Source organism: Dactylosporangium aurantiacum, assembly GCF_000716715.1.
Classification (GTDB): Bacteria; Actinomycetota; Actinomycetes; order Mycobacteriales; family Micromonosporaceae; genus Dactylosporangium; species Dactylosporangium aurantiacum.
Genome location: NZ_JNYJ01000010.1, coordinates 25,289 through 46,712, shown reverse-complemented (window position 1 = coordinate 46,712; position 21,424 = coordinate 25,289). Strand labels below are relative to the sequence as shown.

At 73.9% G+C, this 21,424-nt stretch carries 15 protein-coding genes; 12 read left to right on the top strand and 3 right to left on the bottom strand.

Features of this window, described 5'->3' with window-relative positions:
• The first annotated feature begins 201 nt into the window (after positions 1–201).
• From OP18_RS13990 to OP18_RS13940, 11 genes are all read left to right on the top strand, one after another.
• Complete coding sequence (locus tag OP18_RS13990) at positions 202–1,599, top strand: MFS transporter (protein ID WP_211273541.1); 1,398 nt, start codon at positions 202–204, stop codon at positions 1,597–1,599.
• A gap of 17 nt (positions 1,600–1,616) precedes the next feature.
• Complete coding sequence (locus tag OP18_RS13985; protein ID WP_033359304.1) at positions 1,617–3,554, top strand: non-ribosomal peptide synthetase; 1,938 nt, start codon at positions 1,617–1,619, stop codon at positions 3,552–3,554.
• A gap of 84 nt (positions 3,555–3,638) precedes the next feature.
• Complete coding sequence (locus tag OP18_RS13980) at positions 3,639–4,856, top strand: cytochrome P450 (RefSeq protein WP_211273540.1); 1,218 nt, start codon at positions 3,639–3,641, stop codon at positions 4,854–4,856.
• A 1-nt stretch (position 4,857) separates the two neighbouring features.
• Positions 4,858–5,910: a methyltransferase gene (locus tag OP18_RS13975; protein ID WP_081970735.1), complete on the top strand. Its 1,053-nt coding sequence runs from the start codon at positions 4,858–4,860 to the stop codon at positions 5,908–5,910.
• Positions 5,907–6,638 (top strand): thioesterase II family protein, encoded by a 732-nt coding sequence (locus tag OP18_RS13970; protein ID WP_211273539.1) that lies wholly within the window; start codon positions 5,907–5,909, stop codon positions 6,636–6,638. The genes OP18_RS13975 and OP18_RS13970 overlap by 4 nt, the downstream gene beginning before the upstream one ends.
• Before the next feature lie 167 nt (positions 6,639–6,805).
• Positions 6,806–10,120: a non-ribosomal peptide synthetase gene (locus OP18_RS13965; RefSeq protein ID WP_162189790.1), complete on the top strand. Its 3,315-nt coding sequence runs from the start codon at positions 6,806–6,808 to the stop codon at positions 10,118–10,120.
• Positions 10,117–10,923 carry a thioesterase II family protein gene (locus OP18_RS13960; protein ID WP_052386690.1) on the top strand — a complete coding sequence of 269 codons (807 nt, stop codon included), beginning with the start codon at positions 10,117–10,119 and terminating at the stop codon, positions 10,921–10,923. Before OP18_RS13965 ends, OP18_RS13960 begins: the two co-directional genes overlap by 4 nt.
• Complete coding sequence (locus OP18_RS13955) at positions 10,920–14,639, top strand: SDR family NAD(P)-dependent oxidoreductase (protein ID WP_211273538.1); 3,720 nt, start codon at positions 10,920–10,922, stop codon at positions 14,637–14,639. The genes OP18_RS13960 and OP18_RS13955 overlap by 4 nt, the downstream gene beginning before the upstream one ends.
• A gap of 233 nt (positions 14,640–14,872) precedes the next feature.
• The gene (locus tag OP18_RS13950) at positions 14,873–16,258 is read left to right on the top strand and encodes a glycoside hydrolase family 43 protein (RefSeq protein WP_033359301.1); all 1,386 of its coding nucleotides are present in this window, start codon (positions 14,873–14,875) and stop codon (positions 16,256–16,258) included.
• An 88-nt stretch (positions 16,259–16,346) separates the two neighbouring features.
• Complete coding sequence (locus OP18_RS13945) at positions 16,347–17,774, top strand: glycoside hydrolase family 43 protein (RefSeq protein ID WP_033359300.1); 1,428 nt, start codon at positions 16,347–16,349, stop codon at positions 17,772–17,774.
• 86 nt (positions 17,775–17,860) lie between these two features.
• Positions 17,861–18,364: a CGNR zinc finger domain-containing protein gene (locus OP18_RS13940; protein WP_052386689.1), complete on the top strand. Its 504-nt coding sequence runs from the start codon at positions 17,861–17,863 to the stop codon at positions 18,362–18,364.
• Between the two features lie 88 nt (positions 18,365–18,452).
• Here OP18_RS13940 and OP18_RS13935 read toward each other — a convergent pair whose 3' ends face one another.
• On the bottom strand, positions 18,453–19,073 hold the full coding sequence (locus OP18_RS13935; RefSeq protein ID WP_033359299.1) for a CGNR zinc finger domain-containing protein: 621 nt from the start codon (positions 19,071–19,073) through the stop codon (positions 18,453–18,455).
• 59 nt (positions 19,074–19,132) lie between these two features.
• On the opposite strand from OP18_RS13935, the gene OP18_RS13930 reads away from it, so the two are divergent.
• Positions 19,133–19,498: a nuclear transport factor 2 family protein gene (locus OP18_RS13930; RefSeq protein ID WP_081970733.1), complete on the top strand. Its 366-nt coding sequence runs from the start codon at positions 19,133–19,135 to the stop codon at positions 19,496–19,498.
• A 39-nt stretch (positions 19,499–19,537) separates the two neighbouring features.
• Here OP18_RS13930 and OP18_RS13925 read toward each other — a convergent pair whose 3' ends face one another.
• Both OP18_RS13925 and OP18_RS13920 read right to left on the bottom strand, forming a co-directional pair.
• Positions 19,538–20,209: a response regulator transcription factor gene (locus OP18_RS13925; RefSeq protein WP_033359297.1), complete on the bottom strand. Its 672-nt coding sequence runs from the start codon at positions 20,207–20,209 to the stop codon at positions 19,538–19,540.
• The gene (locus OP18_RS13920; protein ID WP_033359296.1) at positions 20,206–21,387 is read right to left on the bottom strand and encodes a sensor histidine kinase; all 1,182 of its coding nucleotides are present in this window, start codon (positions 21,385–21,387) and stop codon (positions 20,206–20,208) included. The genes OP18_RS13925 and OP18_RS13920 overlap by 4 nt, the downstream gene beginning before the upstream one ends.
• Positions 21,388–21,424 lie beyond the last annotated feature (37 nt).

Below are 21,424 nucleotides of genomic sequence, written 5' to 3'. Positions count from 1 at the left end.
ATAACTCACTGTGAGCCAGATGCGCAGGAGTGACCGGTTCGGGTGGCTTTCCCGGTCAGGAGATGCGCTGTCTGCAGACCAGTTGTACGGTGAGGCCGTCGGCAAATGTGGTGTGTGCGCAAAGACTCGATGTTGACAACCGCATACACCACACCGGGATACCAGCGTCCCGCACGAATTCCTGCAGAGGAGCCATGGGGCATGACCTCAACAAACTCGCAAAACAGGACAGTAACCACCGGGCCCGGGCGTCCCGACGCGGTCTCGCCCAAGACGCCACCGGGTCCGTCCGGCACCGCGACCCCCACCGCCGGTGGTGACGGCGGCGGGCGCCGCCCGTCGGTGCTGCGCAACCGCGACTTCGCCCTCGTCTGGGGCGGTGAGTCGATCAGCCTGCTGGGCAGCGAGATCAGCGTCATCGCGCTGCCGTCCCTCGCCGTCATCGTGTTCGGGGAGGGCGCGCTCGGCGTCGGTCTGCTGATCGCGCTGCAGTGGATCCCGTTCGTGCTGCTCGCCCCGGTGATGGGGGTGCTCACCGACCGGTTGAACCGGCGCACGATGATGCAGGTCGCCAACCTCGCCCGGTTCGTGATCCTCGGCTCGCTGCCGCTGCTGTGGGCCCTCGACGGGCTGACGATCGGGCACCTGTACGTGGCGGCGGTGCTCAAGGGCGTCTTCGACGTCGTGTTCCAGCTGGCCTACCAGGCGTACCTGCCGCAGCTGCTGCCGCGGGAGGACCTCGTCGACGGCAACGCCAAGACCCAGCTGAGCCGCTCCGTCGCGCTGATCTTCGGCCGCAGCGCCGGTGGTGCCCTGGTCGGCGCGCTCGGCGCCGCGCGGGCGATCACCGTCGACGCCGTCACCTACCTGCTCGCCGGGCTGTCGCTGATGCTCGTGAAGTTCCGCGAGCCGGCCCCGCAGCCCCGCCCGGGCGGCGTGAAGGCCACCCTCGCCGACCTGCGCGGCGGGGTGTCAATGACCTTCGGCAACCGGCTGCTGCGCTATCTGACGCTGATGGCCACGTTCGGCAACACGGCCGTGTCCATGGTGCTCGCGATGATCATCGTGTTCGGCTACCAGGACCTGGACCTCAGCGCCGCGCAGATCGGGCTGGTGCTCGGCATCGGCGGCACGCCGGTCATCCTCGGCGCGATCCTGTCCCGCCGGATCAACGAGCGCCTCGGCATGGGCCGCACGCTGCTGCTGACCCACTCGATGCTGGTGGCGGCGTTCCTGCTGCTGCCCTTCGCGCAGTTCGGCAACACCGCGACCGCCGTGACGATCCTGATCATCTCGCAGGGCATCTCGTCGTTCACCACGCCGGTCGGCAACGTCGGGGTGATGACGCTGATCCAGAAGGCCACGCCGCCGCAGGCGATGGGCCGCGTCGGCGGCGTCGCCCTGCCGTTCGTCTGGGGCGCGAACGCCGCCGGTCCGCTGCTGGGCAGCGCGATCGCCGTGGCGTTCACCAACGTCACCGCCTTCTACCTGGCCGCCGGCCTCGCCGTGGTCGCGGTGCTCTGGGTCCTCGCGGGCCGGGTGCACAAGCTCGTCGACGACGTCCCGGAGCAGGAGCGAGTGGTCGTCCCGGCCGCGTAGTCACCAGGGAGGTAGACATGATCACCCAGCAGGACACCCCGGTCGTGCGGGAGCGCGGCACCGGTGCGGCGACCCTGGTCTCCAGGATCGAGGAGTTCGCCCGCACCGCACCGCGGTCGCCGGCCGTCCGGCACGGCGCGCGCGAGCTGACGTACGGGGAGCTCAACCAGCAGGCCAACCAGCTCGCCCACGAGCTGTCGGTCCTGGGTGTACGGCGCGGTGACATGGTCGCCATGTACCTGGGCCGCTCGATCGAGTGGGTGGTCGGCATGCTCGGCTGCCTCAAGGCCGGCGGCGTCTGCATGCCGCTGGACCCGTCGGTGCCGGTCGAGCGCTTCAACCGGGCCATCGCGGCGGGCCGCCCCACCGCCGTGGTGGCCGCCGCCCACTGCCCGAACCCGGCGGAGGTGCCGCCCGTCCCGGTCGGGGTGCCCGTGGCGCCCTGCCCGGGCGGCGGCAACCCGACGCCACCGGTCCCCGGCGGGCTGCCGGTGGTGGCGATCGACGCCGGCGTGCCGGCGCGGGAGCACCTGCCGGACCCCGCGCCGGCGGCGCGGCGCGACGAGCTCGCCTACGCGATGTTCACCTCGGGCTCCACCGGCGCGGCGAAGATCGTGCTCGCCCAGCACTCGTGGCTGGCGCTCAGCGCCGCGCGCAGCGCCACCATCAACGGCACCACCGCCGCCGACCGCGGCTCCTGGCTCGGCGCGGCCGGCGCCGGGATCGCCATCCACGAGGTCGGCGGGCTGCTCTGGCAGGGCGCGCAGATCGTGATCGGCGAGCACGACGTGATCGCCTCCCCGCCGGCGCTGCGCGACTGGCTGCTGCGGGAGCGCATCACGCTGAGCTTCGTGATCACTCCCGTCGGCGAGGTGCTGCAGCACCTGCCCTGGCCGGAGAACTGCGACCTGCGGCTGCTCACGCTGGGCGGGGACCGGCTCAACCGGTGGGGTCCGGCGGGCCTGCCGTTCGAGGTCGCGGTGTCGTACGGCAGCCTCGAGGCCTTCCAGATCGCCAACTCGGTCCATCCGTGGCCGCTGCGGTGCACCCCGTCGACGGCCACCGCGGCCGACCGGGATTCCGCGCCGCCGGTGGGCCGCCCGATCGACGGCGTCACCGTCCACCTGCTGGAGGAGGACGGGCTGACCCCGGTCGGCGACGGCATCGGCGAGGTGTGGATCGACTCGGACTGCCTGAGCCTGGGCTATCTCGGCGACCCGGCGCAGACCGCGGACCGGTTCCGGCCCAACCCGTTCGGCACGCCCGGCAGCCGTATCTACCGTTCCGGCGACGCCGGGCGGTTCCGCCCCGACGGCATCCTGGAGCACCACGGCCGCATCGACGACATCGTGAAGATCCGCGGCCACCGCGTCGAGCTCGGCGACGTCGACTGGGTGCTCGGCCGGCACCCCGACGTCCGCCAGGTCGCGGTGGTGCCGACCATGGACGGCGACCAGCGCCGGCTCGTCGCGTGTTTCGTCGGCGAGCGCGACGTGGCGCCGCTGGAGCTGCGCAACTACGCCATCGAGCGGCTGCCGGACTGGATGGTCCCGGTCGCGTACGTGCAGCTGGACGAGCTGCCCCTGAACACCTCGAACAAGATCGACCGGCGCCGGCTGCCCCCGGCGGACTGGGCCCGGGGCCGGCCGGCGCGGGCCTGGCGGGCGCCTGCCCCCGGCGCGGAGACGCGGCTGGCCGCGCTCTTCGCCGACCTGCTGCACGTCGACCGGGTCGGCGCCGACGACCACTTCCTGGAGCTCGGCGGCGACTCGCTGCTGCTGGCCCGGTTGCAGGGCCACATCGAGCAGGACCTCGGCGCCCGGATCGAGATGAACGACCTGGTGAGCGACCCGACCGTGGCCGGCCTGGCCCGGCTGGTCCCGTCCGGCGCCGCGGCCGGCGGCGGGGCCGCCGCCACGCCCTCGCTCCCCCCGATCACGCCGCGGCGGCGCTGAGGCGTCGCGGTACCGCAGAACCCCAAGAACGTCACGGGCCCATGGGAACCCCCATGGGCCCACCGACCCGGCTTGGAGGCTGGCATGGAAGCTGGCGTGACCATGGAGGCCGCGAACGCCACCGACAGGTTGGTGACCGCCTTCGACCATCACGACCCGGAATACACCCCGGAGACCGCGCAGCTGGTGAACAGCGAGATCCGTGAGCGCGGCGTCACGTACTCCCCCGCGTACGGCGGGATCTGGATCCTGTCGCGGTACGCCGACGTGCGCGCCGCGCTCACCGACTGGCAGACCTTCAGCTCGGCCCGCGGGGTGCACTTCCCGCGCGCCGAGGGGATGCCGATGTTCTCCCCCATCGACTTCGACCCGCCGCAGCAGCGCGAGATCCGCGACCGGATGGCGGACCCGGTGACCCGTGAGGCGGTCGGCGGGCTGGAGCCGCGGCTGCGCCGCATCGCCGCCCGGCTGCTGGCGCCGGTGGTCCAGCGGGGCCACGGCGACCTGATGGCGGAGCTGGCCGAGCCGTTCGCGATCGAGGTGCTCGGGGTGGCCTTCGGGCTGTCCGACGCGTGCCGCAGCCGGGTCCGGGCGGCGACGAAGACGATGTGGACGTACATCTCGACCGACCGCGACGCGAGCAAGTTCTGGCCCGCGTTCCACGACATCCTCGCCGAGGAGATCGACCGGGTCCGGCGCGAGCCCGACGGCGGTTACATCGCCAAGCTCGCGGCCATGCGACGCGACGGCCGGCCCCTGCCCGACGAGGAGCTGTACTCGATCATCGTCAGCTTCTGCGTCGCCGGGCACGACAACACGATGAACTCGATCACCCGCCTGGTGCACACGCTGGGCCAGGATCCGGGGCTGCAGCTGCGGTTGCGCCGCGAGCCCGGGCTGCGCGCCGCCGTCGCTGAGGAGGCGCTGCGCCGCTGGTGCCCGACCGACCGGTTCACCAGGGTCACCACCCGGGAGGTCACGGTCGCCGGCACCACGATCCCGGCCGGCGCCCGGGTGGTGCTGCTGTTCGACGCGGCCAACCGGGACCCGGAGAAGTTCCCCGACCCCGACGCGTTCGACCCCGACCGCGGCAACTCCCACCAGCACCTCGGCTTCGGCCACGGCATCCACCACTGCATGGGGGTGCACCTGGCGCGGGCCGAGTTCGCCGCGGTGCTCGACGAGCTGGCCGAGCTTCCGGTGTACGACCTGGCGGGGCCGAGCGAGCTGCACTTCGAGAACGGCCGCCACATCATGTTCGACCAGGTGCAGGTGCGCTTCCGCACCGGTGAGGAGCGCTGAGATGACCGCAGAGACCACGATCGCCCCGGGCCCGGCGCCGGCCGCGGAGACCGGCCCGCCGCCGACCCTGCTGATCGACCTGGCGACCGGCCTGTGGCGGGCGCAGACGCTGACCGCGGCGATCGAGACCGGCCTGTTCGAGACCCTGGACGACGGCGGCGCCACCGCCGCGGAGCTGGCCGACCGGCTCGGCATCGGCGCGCGCCCGGCGGAGGTGCTGCTGACCGCGTGCACCGCGCTGGGGCTGCTGGAGCAGCGCGGCGACCGCTACCACAACGGCGCGGTCGCCGACCGGTACCTGGTGCCCGGCCGCCCCGACTACTTCGCCGACTACGTGCAGATGGTGGCCAAGTACACCGCGCCCGGCTGGCTGCGGGCGACCGAGGCGGTGCGCACCGACGCGCCCACCAAGCCGGTGCCGGACCCCGACCGCAACATGTTCGAGGCTGGCAACCGGCCGGAGTCCTTCTGGGACGGGCTGTTCACGTTCTCCACCCTCACCGCCCGCCGGCTGGCGGCCGCCGTGGACCTGTCCGGCGTGCGGCGCATCCTGGACGTCGGCGGCGGGGCCGGGGCCACGCTGATCGAGCTGCACCGGCGCTACCCGCACCTCACCGGCACCGTGCTGGACCTGCCGCACGTGTGCGGCCTGGCCCGGCAGCGCATCGACGCGGCCGGCATGGCGCAGCGGATCGGCACCGTGCCGGCCGACTTCTTCAAGGACCCGATCCCGTCGGGGCACGACGCGGTGCTGCTGTCGATGATCCTGCACGACTGGGACGAGGCGCAGAACCGCCGCATCATCGCCGGCTGCCTGGACGCGCTGCCGTCCGGCGGGCTGCTGCTGATCAGCGAGCTGCTGGTGGACGACGACAAGTCCGGCCCGGTGGACGCGGCGCTGATGAGCATGAACATGCTGGTTGGCACCTGGGGCCGCAACTACACGGCGGCCGAGTACGGCGGCTGGCTGCGCGACGCCGGCTGCGCCCGGGTGCACACGGTCCGCTTCGACGCGCCCGGCGCGAACGGTGTGGTGATCGGGGAGAAGGCATGATGGAGCCGCACCAGCGCCGCTGGTTTCTCAACGAGCCGTCCGCCGGCGCCGAGATGCTGCTGCTGGCGATGCCCTACTCCGGCTGCGGCGCCTCCATGTACCGCGCCTGGCCGTCCCGCGTGGGGCCGGCCGAGGTCGTGCCGCTGCAGCTGCCGTGGCGGGAGAACCGGATGCGGGAGCCGCACTTCGGCACGTACCAGGACCTGGCCAAGACGATGCTGGACGACGTCGGCGAGCTGATCACCGCCCGCCCGTACGCGGTGTTCGGCCACTGCGGCGGCGCGCTGCCGGCGTTCGAGCTGGTGATCCAGGCCGCCGAACGCGGGCTGCCCGGGCCGCGGCAGATCTTCATGTCGAGCCAGGTCGCGCCGCAGGACGGCCCGTGGGGCCGGTTCCTCGGCCTGGACGAGGCCGGGCTGCGGGCGGAGATCGCCGGGCTGCTGACCGCCATGGGCGCCGCCGCGCAGGCCGACGAGCTGGTCGACCTGTTCATCGACGTGATGGAGGCCGACGTGGAGGCCAACCGGGTGTACTGGCGCCCGGCGGGCACCGTCCCCGGGCGGATCACCGCGATCGGCTGGGACGCCGACGTCGAGGTGCCGCACGAGCTGATGACCGGCTGGCCAATGTGGGCGCCGACGGAGAAGGAGGTCCTGCGCGGCACCCACTACACGTTCCTGGAGGCGCCGCCGGACCTGCTGGAGCTGCTGGAACGAAAACTCGGCTGAACGGTTCCGGCCCGCACGTCCGCCCACTGGAACCCCGGCACGGACCACGGTGCCGGGGTTCTTCGGGCTGAATGTCGACTGTGGAGTATCTATGCACTCCACGGTGCAGATGCTGTGAAGTCTGTATAGTCTGTAGTGAATCGAACGCTGACTGGGAGGACCGTGGCATGCCTCAACAGAGCGAGTTGCTTCGTCGACTGCGCCAGCTCCCCGGGGAGCGCCGGGACGAATTGCTGGCCCGGCTGGAGGGCGTCTCGTCGGGGATCCGATCGGCCCCGCTGTCGTTCCGGCAGGAGCAGCTGTGGCTGTTCGACCGGTTCGCCCCCAGCAGCCGGGCGTACGGTCTCGGGTTCGCCTACCCGATCGAGGGCCCGCTCGACACCGGCGCGCTGCGCGCCGCCCTGACCGACCTGCTGCAGCGGCACACCGTGCTGCGCTCCACGTTCCCCGACGACGACACCGAGGGCACCCAGCACGTCCAGCCGGCCCCGGCGGAGGTGCCGCTGCCCGTCGAGGACGTCGAGGAGGGCAAGCTGCGCGCCCGCGCCGACGAGGTCGTGCAGGACGAGCTGCGCCGCGGGCTGGACCTCAACTCCGGCCCGATGGCCCGCTTCCGGCTGCTGCGCGCCAACCCCGAGCAGCACCTGCTCGTGCTCACCAGCCACTACATCGTGCTCGACCCGCGCTCCGCCCGGGTGCTGCAGCGCGACCTGGCCGTCGCGTACCGCGCCCGGGTCGCCGGCGCCGCACCGCAGTGGCCGCAGGAGCCGGTCGACTTCGGCGCGTACGCGAGCTGGCAGCGCGAATGGTCCACCCAGGACGAGGCCCGCGACGCCGCCGAGCACTGGCGCGGCGCCCTCGCCGGCTGGGAGGGCACCGAGCTGCCGGCCGACGGCGCCCGCCCGCGCCTGCTCGACCTGAGCAGCGACGTGGTCCGCGCGCCGCTGCCGCCGCGGCTGCGCACCGCGACCGAGGCCCTCGTAGCCGCCGGCCACGACCGGCACGACGTCTTCCTCGCCGCGTTCCTCGTCGTCGTCGCCCGGCACACCGCCCGCACGGATCTCACCGTCGGGCTGCCGGTCGACGTCGCCGGCCCGTTCGACACCGACCGGCTCGTCGGCGACTGCGGCAACCTGGTGCCGCTGCGGGTCGAGCTGGACGAGGCCGACCCGTTCGCCGCCGTCGTGGCCGAGGTGCGCGCCGCCCGGCTCGCCGGACAGCGGCACGCCACGCTGCCCTTCAAGCTCGTGCTGGACGCGCTCGGCGTCGAGCCCGACGCGGGCCGGCTGCCGCTGGTGCAGATCGGCTTCGCCGACACCGGCGCGCCGGCCGCCCCCGTCGAGGCCGACGGGGTGCGCATCGGCTGCGAGCAGGTCGACGCCGGCGCCGGCACCTTCGAGCTGGCCCTGGAGGTCAGCGGCGGCGAGCGGCCCACCGTCGCGGTGCGCTACGCGACGTCCCTCTACGGCCGCGCCACCGCCACCCGCCTCCTGGAGCGTTTCCTGCAGACCCTCGGCGCCCTGGCCGCCGAGCCGGACCGTCCCGTCGGCGACGCGCCGCTGGGCACCCCGCAGGAGCGCGCCGACGTGCTGGAGCGCTGGAACGCGCCGATCGGCGCGCCGGCCGACACGACCCTGCACGAGCTGTTCGCCGAGGTGGTCGCCGCCGACCCCGGCCACACCGCGCTCGTGTGGCAGGGCGGCAGCCTGACCTACCGGGCCCTGGACAGCTGGTCCTGCCGCATCGCCGACCAGCTCGTCGCCGCCGGCGTCGGCCTCGGCGACCTGGTGCCGGTCGTGATGGAGCGCGGCCCCGCGCTCATCGCCGCCGTCCTCGGCGTCATGCGGGCCGGCGCGGCCTACGTGCCGCTGGACATCGGCCAGCCCGACGAGCGGCTCACGATGATCCTGGAGGACACCGCGGCCGACACCGTCGTGGTCTCCCCCGGCACCGCCGCCCGGGTGCCGGAGCCGCTGCGGCTGGTCGTCGGCACCGACCCGGCGGACGTGGCGCCGGACGAGGAGGAGGCGTGCCACCGGTGCGCCCCGGCCGTCGTGCCGCCCGCCTCCGCCGCGTACGTCATCTACACCTCGGGCTCGACCGGCCGGCCGAAGGGCGTCATCGTCGAGCACCGCAACGCGGCCAACTTCGTGCACACGGTCCGCGACATGTTCGACCTCACCCCGAAGGACCGGGTGCTGCACTTCGCCTCGCCCGGCTTCGACGTGTCCGTGTTCGAGATCTTCGGTTCGCTGCTCAACGGCACCGAGCTGTACGTGGTCGACGAGGACCAGCGCCGCTCGATCGACGCGCTGGACGCGGTGCTGCGCGAGGAGCACATCACCGTCGTCGACCTGCCGCCGGCCATCATGGAGCTGCTCGACCCGTCGAACTACCCGCGGCTGCGGGTCGCGTTCGTCGGCGGTGAGGCGTTCACCGGCGAGCTGACCACCCGGTGGGCCCGCGGCCGCGCGTTCTGGAACGGCTACGGCCCGACCGAGACCACGGTCACCGTCGTGGCGAAGCTGTGCGAGGGCGAGTGGACCGCGTCGCCGCCGATCGGCCGGGCGATGGCCAACCACCGCGCGTACGTGGTCGACGGCGCCGGCGCCCAGGTGCTGCCGGCCGGCGCGATCGGCGAGCTGGCCGTCGCCGGGCTCGGCGTGGCCCGCGGCTACCTGGGCCGGCCGGACCTGACCGCCGACCGGTTCCGCCCCGACCCGGACGGGCCGCCCGGCTCCCGCCGGTACCTCACCGGCGACCTCGCCGTCTGGGACGACGCCGGGGACCTGGTCTTCGTCGGCCGGGCCGACCGCCAGGTGAAGGTCCGCGGCGTGCGGATCGAGCTCGGCGAGGTGGAGGCGGCGCTGCAGGCCGTCGACGGCGTCGCCCAGGCCGTCGCCGAGGTCGCCAACGACCCGCGCACCGGCGCGCTGCTGATGGCCTACGTGGTGCCCGAGCGCCCCGGCGAGCTGCAGCTGGACACCGTCCGGTCGGCGGTCGCGGGCCGGCTGCCGGCCGCCATGGTGCCCTCGGTGCTGGTGCCGTTGGACGCGGTACCGCTCACCCCCAGCGGCAAGATCGACCGGCGGCGCCTGCCGGCGGTGGAGTTCGCCGCCGTGGACGAGCTCACCGAGGCCGACGAGGAGAACAGCACCCCCACCGAGCGCACCATGCGCGAGGAGGTCTTCGCCCCGCTGCTGGGCGCCCGCATCGGCAACGACGTGAACTTCTTCGCCGCCGGCGGCACCAGCCTGCAGGCCATCCAGCTGTCGTCGCGGGTCAACGCGGTCTTCGGCGTCTCCGTGCCGATCGCCGAGTTCTTCGCCACGCCGACGGTGTCCGGCCTGTCCGCGCTCGTCGACGCGGCGAGCTCGACCCAGGGCGCGCAGCGCGACGCCCTCGCCGAGGCCCTCCAGCTGGTCGAGGGGCGCAGCGAGGAGGAGATCGCCGAACTGGCCGCCGAGCTGGACGCCCGATGAGCACCGCCACCGTCACCTTCACCGCGGACTCGCCGTGGGTGCGCCGGGTGCCCCGTGAGGGCGCCCGGCTCCGGCTGGTCTGCCTGCCGTTCGCCGGCGGCGGCGCGTCGGTCTACCAGGGGATGGCCGCGCTGCTGCCGCCCTGGGTCGAGGTCCTGGCGGTGCAGCCGCCCGGGCACGAGGACCGCTCCCGCGAGCCGCTGCCGGCCAGCGTCCCGGGGCTGGTCACCGCGTGCGCGATCGCGCTGCGGCCGTACACGACGATGCCCTACGCGCTGTACGGCCACTGCGCCGGCGCGCTGCTGGCCTACGAGCTGGCCCACGAGATGGGCACCCGGTTCGGCACCTGGCCGCGGCGGCTCATCGTTGGCGAGCAGCCGGCGCCGCAGGCCCCCCCTCCGGCGCACCCGCTGCACCGGCTGCCGGACGAGCGGCTCGTCGCCTCCATCCGCGACCGCGGCGGCCTGCCCGACGCGGTGGCCCGCAACCCGCAGCTGCTGGAGTTCCTGCTGCCGGTGCTGCGCAGCCAGTTCGAGCTCTGGGAGAACTACCGGCACCGGCCCCGCCCGCCGCTGCCGGTGCCGATCACCACCGTCCGCGGCACCAGCGGCTCGGTCGGCGAGGCCGACCTGGCCGGCTGGCAGGAGCAGACCAGGGCCGGGCGCACCGGCATCACCGTGGAGGGCGGCCACTACTTCATCGTCGGACTGACCGCGGCGGCCGCCCGGGAGATCGGTGGGCAGCTGCCCGCCGACGCCGGCGCCGGGCCACCCGCCGCCCTGGACGGAGGGACCGCACCGTGAGCACCGCTACCACCGCCACCCGCCTGCCGTCGGACAGCATCGCCCGCATCGCCGCCGGCGCCGCCGGCGTCCAGGACGCCGCCGCCGTCTACGACCGCAAGCTGCGCGCCGCCGGCACCCGCCGGTCGGCCGGGCCGGGCACCGCCGGCCTCCCCGCCGGCGTGGAGATCCCCGCCGACCGCCCGGCGCTGGTGCGCGGGCCCGACCCGGTGCTGCCGCCGGACGCGGTCGCCACCCTGCCGGAGGCCCTGGAACGGGCCGCCCGCGTCGCCCCCGGCCGCGGCACCACGTACGTGCTGCCCGACGGCGGCACCGACCGGCAGACCTACGCCGAGCTGTACGACGAGGCCCGCCGCATGCTGGGCGGCCTGCGCCGGCACGGGCTGGCCCCCGGCGACGCGGTGCTGCTGCAGTGCGCCGACAGCCGCACGTTCGTCACCGCCTGGTGGGCCTGCGTCCTGGGCGGCTTCATGCCCACGGCGGTCGCGCCGGCGCCGGAGTACGGCACCGACAACGCCGCCGTGCGCAAGCTCGCCTCGGCGTGGCAGCTGCTCGGTCGCCCGCCGGTGATCGCCGACCCGCAGCTGCGCGACGGGGTGCGCTCCCTCGCCGGCCGGCTGCCCGGCGGCGAGGCGCTGCGCGTGCTGGACGCGGCGGCCCTGCCGGACTCCGTGCCCGCCGAGTGGACCGTGCCCGATCCCGAGGCGCTCATCGTCAACCTGCTCACCTCCGGCAGCACCGGCACTCCGAAGTGCGTGCAGCACCGGCACCGCACGATCGTGGCCCGCACGTACGCGACGATCGCCGCCAACGGCTTCACCGACCGCGACGTGTCGCTCAACTGGATGCCCCTCGACCACGTCGGCGGCATGATCATGTTCAACCTGCGCGACGTGTTCCTCACCTGCGAGCACGTCAACGTGCGCACCGAGTCGGTGATCCGCCGGCCGCTGCTGTGGCTGGACTGCGTGGACCGGTTCAAGGCCACCTGCACGTGGGCGCCGAACTTCGCGTTCTCGCTGGTCTGCCAGCGCGCCGACGAGATCGCCGCCGGGTCCTGGGACCTGCGCAGCCTCACCAACATCTGCAACGCCGGCGAGGCCGTGGTCGCCCGCACCGCCCGGCGCTTCCTGGAGCTGCTCGCCCCGCACGGCCTGCCCGCCGACGCCATGGTGCCGTGCTGGGGCATGTCGGAGACGTCCTCCGGCGTCACGTACACCCACATGCACCGCGACGACCCGGGCGCCGGCACGATCGCGCTGGTGCCCGCGTCGCTGGACGGCCACCTGCGCGAGCTGCCCGCCGGCACGCCGGGCGCGGTCGTCGTCACCGAGGTCGGCGCGCCCATCCCCGGGGTCGCGCTGCGCATCGTCGACCCGTCCGGCGCGGTGCTGCCCGAGGGGCGGGTCGGCCGGCTGCACGTGTCCGGCACCACCGTCCAGAACGGGTACGCGCACAACGACAAGGCCAACGCGGAGAGCTTCACCGCCGACGGCTGGTTCGACACCGGCGACCTCGGCTTCCTGCGCGACGGCCGGCTGTTCCTCACCGGGCGGCAGAAGAACATGGTCATCGTCAACGGGGCGAACTTCCCCGCGCACGAGATCGAGGCGGTGGTCGAGCAGGTCACGGGCGTGCGCCCGGCGTGCTCGGCGGTCGCCGGCGTGCCCGACGAGGACACCGGCACCGACGCCCTCGTGGTCTTCTTCGTGCCCGACACCGACGACGTGCCGGCCGTGGTCGAGGCCATCCGCACCGCCCTGGCGCGCGACCTGGCGCTGCGCCCCACGTACCTGGTGCCGGTGACGGCGCAGGAGTTCCCCCGGCAGAACGGCGGGAAGGTGCAGCGCGAGCGGCTGCTGGAAGGGTGGCGCGCCGGCGTGTTCGACGACCGCTGCTACGGCGGCGCCGACGACGGGGCGGCGGACACCGCGGCCCGCGACACCCCCGCGCTCGCCGTCGGCTGGGATCCCGCCGGTACGCCGCTGCGCCCCCGCCCCGCCGGCGCGCTGGTCGCCTACGTCTGCGGCCCCGCCGGCGAGTGGCTGGACCGGGTCGCAGACACGCAGGTCACCGACGTGTCGCAGCTCGCGGCGGCGCTGTCGTCGAAGGACTCGCCGCAGGTGCTCTTCGTCGCCGCCGGGGATCCGGCCGCGGCCCCCGCCGACGGCGACACCGGCGTGCTGGCGCGCTTCGTGGCGGTCGCCGCCGAGCTGGCCCGCGTCCGCCCCGACGCGGAGCTGACCGTGCTCACCCGCGGCGCCGCCCAGGCCGCCCCCGGCGACCGGATCGTGCCGGGCCGGGCCGGGCTGACCGCGCTCGTGCGGACCGCCGCCTCGGAGCGCCTCGTCGCCCGCACGGCCCTGCTCGACGCCCCGGCGGACGCCGGCGACGACGAGCTGGCGATGCTGGCCGGGCTGCGGCACGACGGCGACGTCGTCGCGGTCCGCGAGGGCGCCCCGCTGCAGCAGCGGCTGCGCACGCTGGCGCTGCCGGAGGCGTTCGACGTGCCGGCGGAGGTCCTGCCGCGCGGCGGCACGGTCCTGCTCACCGGCGGCCTCGGCGGGCTCGGCCGGACCGTCGCCGAGCACCTGGTGGTCGCGCACGGCGCCCGGCTGCTGATCGTCGGGCGGACCCCGGCGTCGCAGCTGGCCGACGGCTCCCGGGAGGCCCTGGAACTGCTCGCCACGATCGGCGAGGTCCGGTACCGCACCGCCGACGTCGCCGACGCCGACGCCCTCGCCCGCGAGGTGACGCAGGCCGAGCGGGCCTGGGGGCGCGGGCTGGACCTGGTGCTGCACCTGGCCGGTGCGCCGGTCGCGCCGCAGTGGCAGCGGCTGTCGGAGCACGAGCTGCGCGCCGAGTCCACCGGCTGGCTGTCGCGGATGCTGCGGCCGAAGGCCGGCGGCTGCGCCGCCCTGGACCGGCTGCTCACCAGCCGCCCGGACACCGCGGTCGTGCTGTTCTCGTCGGTGAACGGGGTCTTCGGCGGCACCGGGTTCGGCGCGTACGCCGCCGCCAACGCGGTCCTCGACGGCTGGGCGCAGCGCTGGGCCGCCGCCGGCCGGCGGGCGCAGAGCATCGGCTGGAGCATGTGGGACGGGCCCGGCATGAACCAGGGCAGCCCCCTGGTGGCCGCCGCCCGGCACCGCGGCCTCACCCTGATCGACCCGGCCCGCGGCACGGTGGCGCTGCTGGGCGCCCTGCACGCCGGTGCGGTGCACCTGCTGATCGGCGCCGACCCGGACAACGAGCAGATCAAGCCCTTCCTCGCGGCGGACCAGCTGCGCGGCGGCACGATCGCGGTCGCGGTGGTGCCCCGCCCCGGCGAGGACCCGCAGCGGGTCCGCGCCGCCGTCGCCGCCCGGCTCGCCGGCGAGGGCATCTTCGCCCGGATCGCCGTCACGTCCCGGATCGAGCGGGACCGCAGCGGCGCCGCCGACCCGGCGGCCGTCCTCGCCGCGATCGGATCCGGCGGTGGGGGGTACACCGCACCCGAAGGACGCCTCGAGGAGCTCGTGGCGGGCGCCGCGGCGGACGTGCTGGCGGTGCCCCGCATCGGGCGGGAGGACTCGTTCTTCAGCATGGGCTGCGACTCGGTCCGGGCGCTGCAGCTCGCGGAGGCGCTCAGCGAACGCCTCGGCGCGCCGGTGACGGTCGGCTCGCTGTACGAGTCGCCCACCGTGCGCGCACTCGCCGCCACCATCGCGGCCTGATCCTGACCGCCCGGGGGCCACGTCACGCGGCGCGCCCCCGGGCGGTCTTGACATCGCAAGTGTTATCGCTAACATTTTCGAAAGGTCGCATCGACGGGCGTCCGCCATCCCGTCCGCCGGTGCATGCTCTGCTATCAGTTCGCCGCATGATGCCGCCGCGCCGCCAATCGCGGCGGCCCTTCGCGATGCACCATGTTAGCGCTCACACGCACCCCGCAGAGAGGTCTGCCATCGTGCACCTTCGTCGTCGTACCTTCGTCCAGCTCACCGGGTTGTCCGCGGCGGCCGCCGCGATCGGGGTCGCCGCCACACCGGGGCAGGCCCTGGCGGCCAACAGCGCCTACGTCTTCGTGTACTTCACCGAGACGCCGAACCGCAACGGCGCCAACTACGGGCTGCACGTCGCGGTGAGCACCGACGGGCTCAACTGGACGCCGCTGAACCAGAACAACCCGGTCGTCACCCCCACCGCCGGCACGCTCGGCCTGCGGGACCCGTTCATCCTGCGCAAGCAGGACGGCACGTTCGTCATCCTGGCCACCGACCTCAACGGCACCGACTTCGGCCAGAACAACCAGTACCTGCACGTGTGGGACTCGACGGACCTGACCAGCTTCACCGGCTACCGGCGGATCAAGATGCACAACCTGGCGACCCACACCTGGGCGCCGACCGCCTTCTGGGACGCCGCGCGCGGCCAGTACGGCATCGTCTACTCCGCCAACAACGGCAGCGACGTGTTCATGGTCAACTACACGTCGGACTTCCGCACGGTGAGCGCCGACCAGGTGTACTTCAGCCCCGGATTCGGCGTGCTCGACGGCGACGTCGTCGTGGACGGCTCGACGTTCTACCTGTACTACAAGAACCTCGCCAACGGCCTGACCTACGGTGCCCGCTCGTCCACCGGTGCGCCGAACAGCTTCACCACGTACACCGCCGGGCTGAAGCAGGGCGGCTCCATGGAGGCGCCCATGCTGGTCAAGGCGAACAGCGGCACCGGCTGGTGGCTGTGGGGCGACTCGTTCAGCCCGGTCAACAACGACTACTACGCCTGGTCGACGGGCAACGTCGGCGGCGGCGCGTGGACGGTGCTCAACCAGCGCGACTACACCCCGCCGCTGAACGCCAAGCACGGCTCGATCGCCGGCATCACCGCCGCCGAGTACAACGCCGCCGTCGCCAGGTGGGGGTTGCCGGGCTGGGTGCGGCTCAAGTCGTCGAACTACCCCGACCGGTACGTGCGGCACGCCGACAACATCGCGCGGATCGACCCGTACCCGTTCGACCCGTACCAGGACCAGCTGTGGAAGCTGGTGCCGGGGCTCGCCGACAGCGCGGGCGTGTCGTTCCAGTCGGTCAACTACCCGACCCGCTACCTGCGCCACTACAACTACGCGCTGCGCCTGGACGCGAACGACAACACCGCCACGTTCCGCGCCGACGCCACCTTCTACCGCACCGCCGGCCTCGCCGACTCGACGTGGTCGTCGTTCCGTTCGTACAACTTCCCCGACCGGTACCTGCGCCACTACGACTACCTGCTGCGCATCGACCCGCTCAGCGCCGCCTCGAGCACCACCGACCGGCAGGACGCGACCTTCAAGGTCACCTCGTGAGACGGGTGCCGCTGGTCGACGCGACACTCCGGATCGTCGCCTGAGCACGCCCTCCGCCCCCACTCCCCTACGCCCTGACTGGACTCCGATGCGCAAACTGCTCACCCGGGCGGTCGTCGCCCTGTTCGCCGCGGGCCTGCTGCTCGCCGTGCCGAGACCCGCGGCCGCGCTGGACCCGTTCACCGGTTACCTGATGGCCCACTTCACCGGCGAGTCGTCGACCGCCCAGCAGATCTACCTCGCGCACAGCAAGGACGGCCTGCGCTGGACCGACCTGAACAACGGCAATCTCGTGCTCAGCTCCAACGTCGGCACCCGCGGGGTGCGCGACCCCGCACTGGTCCGCTCACCCGCCGGCGACAAGTACTGGATCATCGCCACCGACCTGTGCATCGGCTGCGGCCAGGACTGGTCGGCGGCCATCAACAACGGCAGCCGCAACCTCGTCGTCTGGGAGTCCCCGGACCTGGTGAACTGGTCCGCGCCGTGGCTGCTCAACGTCGCCGGCGCCATCCCCGACGGCCGCAACGCCTGGGCCCCGGAGGCGATCTGGAACCCGGCGACCGGCGACTACGTCCTCTACTGGGCCACGAACGTCCCGCTCAACGGCGCGACGAAGCACCGCATCTACTCCGCCCGCACGTCGAACTTCCGCTCGATCACCACGCCGCAGCCGTACATCACCCGCCCGGGCGCCCAGGAGATCATCGACACCCAGATCGTCGAGGTCCCGGCCGGCGTCGGCAACTACCGCTACGTCCGCACGTCCGGCGACGGCCAGATCACCATCGAGGGCAGCAACTCGATCCTCGGCACGTGGACGACGCTGGGTGACCTGTCCGGCATCGGCCTCACCGGCGCGCAGGTCGAGGGCCCCATGTGGGTGAAGTTCAACACCGGCAACTCGTGGGCGCTGTACCTCGACCAGTACGCCGCGGGCCGCGGGTACCTGCCCGTGCTCACCGGCAACCCGTCCAGCCCGTCCGCCTACCAGCTCCCGGCGTCCGGCTCGTACGCCATGGGCGGCACCAAGAAGCGCCACGGCGCCATCCTCAACCTCACCGCCGCCGAGGAGAGCCGCGTGCTGTCCCGCTGGCCCAGCACCACGACGGTGAACCGGCTCCAGTCGTACAACTTCCAGGACCGCTACGTGCGGCACGCCAACTTCGACGTGCGCATCGACGCCAACGTGTCCCCGGCGCAGGACGCCCAGTTCCGCCTCGTCCCCGGCCTCGCGGGCACCGGCACCGTCTCCATCCAGTCCGTCAACTATCCCGGCTACTACCTGCGCCACTACGACTACGACTTCGTCCTCGCCGCCAACGACGGCACGGCCACGTTCGCCGCCGACGCCACGTTCCGGCAGGTGGCCGGCCTCGCCGACGCGTCGTGGACGTCCTTCCAGTCCTACAACTTCCCCGACCGGTACCTGCGCCACTACAACTACCTGCTGCGGCTCGACCCGGTCACCACCGCCACGGCCCGCGCCGACGCCACCTTCCGCATCACCTCCTGAGCCCGGCGGCCGGCGCCCCTCACCGCCAACGGGGCGCCGGCCGCCGCTCGCCGGCTGTCGACCTCCGCCACGGCTAGGGTGGGGTCATGACGGGACCGATCCGCGCGCCGTGGCGCGGCGCCGGCCGCATGGCGCTGGACCTGCTGCACCCCGGCGGCACCGGGGCGTTGCCGTACGAGCCGGTGGCACTCGGCCGGTGGCTCGGTGCCGTGGCCGGGGTCGACGACGTCATCGCCACGACCGCCGACATCGCCCCGGTGCACGCGCTGCGCGACGCCGTGCGCCGGACCGCCCTGCGGGCCGTGGCGGGCGCGCCGGCGGGTGTGGTGGACCGGCTCGCCATCAACGCCGCGGCGGCGGTCGCGCCGCCGGTGCCCGCACTGGGGTCCGACGGCCGGGCGGCGGTGCCCGGCCCGGTGTCCGTGCCTGAGGTGCTGTCGCTGCTGGCCCGCGACGCGATCGATCTGTTCGGCGGCCCCATGTCCGGCCGGGTCAGGGCCTGCGGCGGCTGCGGTGCGCTGTACCTCGACCGGTCGGCCGGCGGCGACCAGCGGTGGTGCTCACCGCAGCGGTGCCCTGCCGCCGCGTAACAGCCGCGCCGCTCCTTCCACCCGACCCGCGATCCTTTGAAGATTTGCGAAGGCGACGCCTCGCCCGCGGCGGCCGGGACGGTGGCGGTCAGGTGACGGTGGGCTGCGTGGTGTGGCGGTTGCGGTGGATGCGGGCCTTGTTGCGGTTGCCGCAGCGCTCCATCGAGCACCAGCGGCGGTTCCCCGGCCGGGAGGTGTCCAGGAAGATGAGCCGGCACCGGTCGTCGGCGCACTCCCGCACCCGCCCGCGCAGCGCCGGCGTGCCGATCACGTGCAGCGCGTCCCTCGCGAACGCGCCGAGCACCTGCCCGCCGGTCACCGGCGTGACCCACCGCCGGGCCAGGTCCGCCGGGTCGACGCGCAGCCGGGGCGGCTCCCCCGCGGCCGCGTTGACGACCTCGACGTCGGCCGCGTCGGGCCGCTCCCCGTGCGCGAGGGCCGGCGCGACGGCCCAGAGCGTGTCCCGCAGGAGCCGGATCCGCGCCAGCTCCGCGGGCCGCACCAGCACGTCACCGGCGGTCAGCGGTGCCGCGGCGGCGAGCCGGGTGCGGGTCAGCCAGTCCGCCAGGTCGGCCGGGCGGTGCAGGATCTCCCACCGCCGGTATTCGCCCGGTCCACCGGTGGCGAGCAGCTCGAGGCTCAGACTGCCCGGGTCGAACGAGAACCGCTGCCCACCGGCGCTGGTCAGCACGTGGATGCCGGGGATCATGTAACCAGTTTAGCCGGTAGCGCTGCGGGTATCCCGACCAGCAACGGAAGGGGGCCAACATGACAATCGCCAGCGAGCTGAAGCAACTTGAGAAGGAAATGTGGCGCGCCAACCGCGAAGGCGACGGCGACTTCTACGAACGGGTCGTACGCGAGGACGCCCTGACCGTCAGTAAACACGGCGTCGCCGGCAAGGCCGACATCGTCCCGAACGTGACCAAGAACGAGAACCCGTTCCTCAAGACCGACCTGAGCCACCTGAAGGTGGTGCAGATCGGCGAGGACAGCGCCCTGGTCACGTACAAGGCGACGGTGACCGCCCTGATCGACGACGAGCAGCAGAAGTTCCAGGTCCTCGCCACCAGCGTCTACGCCCGCGAGAACGACGAGTGGCGCAGCGTCTTCCACCAGCAGACCGAGGTCTGACCCGGCACAGGACTCCGGCACCCGAGCGTGCCGGAGTCTTCACGCGCGGCGGGTGACGAGACCGGTCTGGTAGGCGACGACGACCAGCTGCGCGCGGTCGCGGGCGCCGAGCTTCGACATGGCGTGGCTGACGTGGGTGCGGGCGGTGGCCGGGCTCATGAAGAGAGCCACGCCGATCTCGTCGTTGCTCAGCCCCTGCCCGACGAGGGTGAGCACCTCGCGCTCCCGCTGGGTCAGCACGGCGAGCCGGTCCTCGGCGACCTGGGCGGCGACGCGGCCCGCGGTGAACTGCGCGATGAGCCGCCGGGTGATCCGCGGGGCGAGCAGCGCGTCCCCGGCGGCGATCACCCGGACGGCGTGCAGCAGCTCGGCCGGGCCGGCGTCCTTGAGCAGGAAGCCGCTCGCGCCCGCCTCCAGCGCCTCGAAGACGTAGGCGTCGGTGTCGTACGTGGTCAGGATGAGCACCCGCACGGCCTCCAGGCCACGGGTGCGGGCGATCTGGCCGGTGGCCTTGATCCCGTCCAGCTCCGGCATGCGGATGTCCATGAGCACGACGTCGGGGCGGGTGGCCCGGGCCCGGGCGACCGCCTCGGCGCCGTTGGCGGCCTCCCCCACGACGGTGATGTCGTCCTCGGCGTCCAGCAGCATCCGGAAGCCGGACCGGACCAGCGCCTGGTCGTCGGCGAGGAGCACCTTGACGGGGGCGGTCACCGGCGGGCCAGCGGCAGCCGGGCGGTGACCTCGAACCCGCCGCCGGGGCGCGGGCCGGCGACCAGCTCGCCGCCGAGCAGCTCGCAGCGTTCGCGCATGCCGGTGATCCCGCGGCCCGGCTCGGGCACCCGGTCCTGCGCCGGGGCGGGCCGCTGGTCCGGGCCGCCGTCGTCGGCGACGCGGACCCGCAGCGCGTCGGCGTCGTGGTCGAGGGCGACCGTGACGGTGGCCGGCCCGACGTGGCGGATCACGTTGGTGAGCGACTCCTGCACGATGCGGTACGCGGTGGTGTCCACGGCGCCGGGCAGCCGCGGGGCGGCCGGGTCCAGCTCGACGGTGACGTCGAGGCCGGCGTCACGGGCGATGACGGCCAGCTCGTGGACCTGACCGAGGCCGGGGTGCGGCGCCCGGCCGTTGTCGCGGTCGCGGTCGCGCAGGACGCCGAGGACGGCCCGCATCTCGTGCAGCGCCTGGGCGCTGGTCTGCTCGATGGTCACCAGCGCGTCGCGGGCCCGGTCCGGCCGGCGGTCCAGCATGTACGCCGTGACGCCCGCCTGGACGTTGATGATGGCGATCGCGTGCGCGACGGTGTCGTGGACCTCACGGGCGATGCGCAGCCGCTCCGCGTCGACCCGCGCGCGGGCCTCGTCCTCGCGGGTACGTTCGGCCAGCAGCGCCCGCTCCAGCGCGTCGGCGGCGGCGACCCGGCGGGACCGCACCGACTCGCCGAGGGCGGCGGCCATGACCGACGCGGCGATGCGGAAGAACACCCACCCGATCGCGGCGGCCGGCTCGATGCCGGCGGCCAGGACGAGCCAGGCGGTGGCGAGCACGGCGATGCCGGCCCCCGCCACGAGCAGCGACCGGCGCCCGTCGCCGTACGCGGTCAGCGTGTACAGGGCGACGAACAGCCCGATCCAGCCGGGCCCGTCGGTGAACCCGGCGGCGTAGTAGGCGAGGCTCGCCAGGGCGGCGGCGGCGAACACCGGCAGCGGCCACCGGCGCCGCGCGACGAGGACGAGGCCGCTGCCGAGGAGCAGCGCGGTGCCGAGGTGACCCAGGTCGTCCGGCGGGCGCGAGCCCACGTCGACGGGCTTGGCGAGGGTGCCCTGGACCTGCATCGCGGCAACGGCGACGGCGAGCAGCACGTCCTGCACCAGGGCCGGCGGGCGTCTCATGCGGCGAGCTTAACCGCCGCCCGCGGGGGCCCGGCTA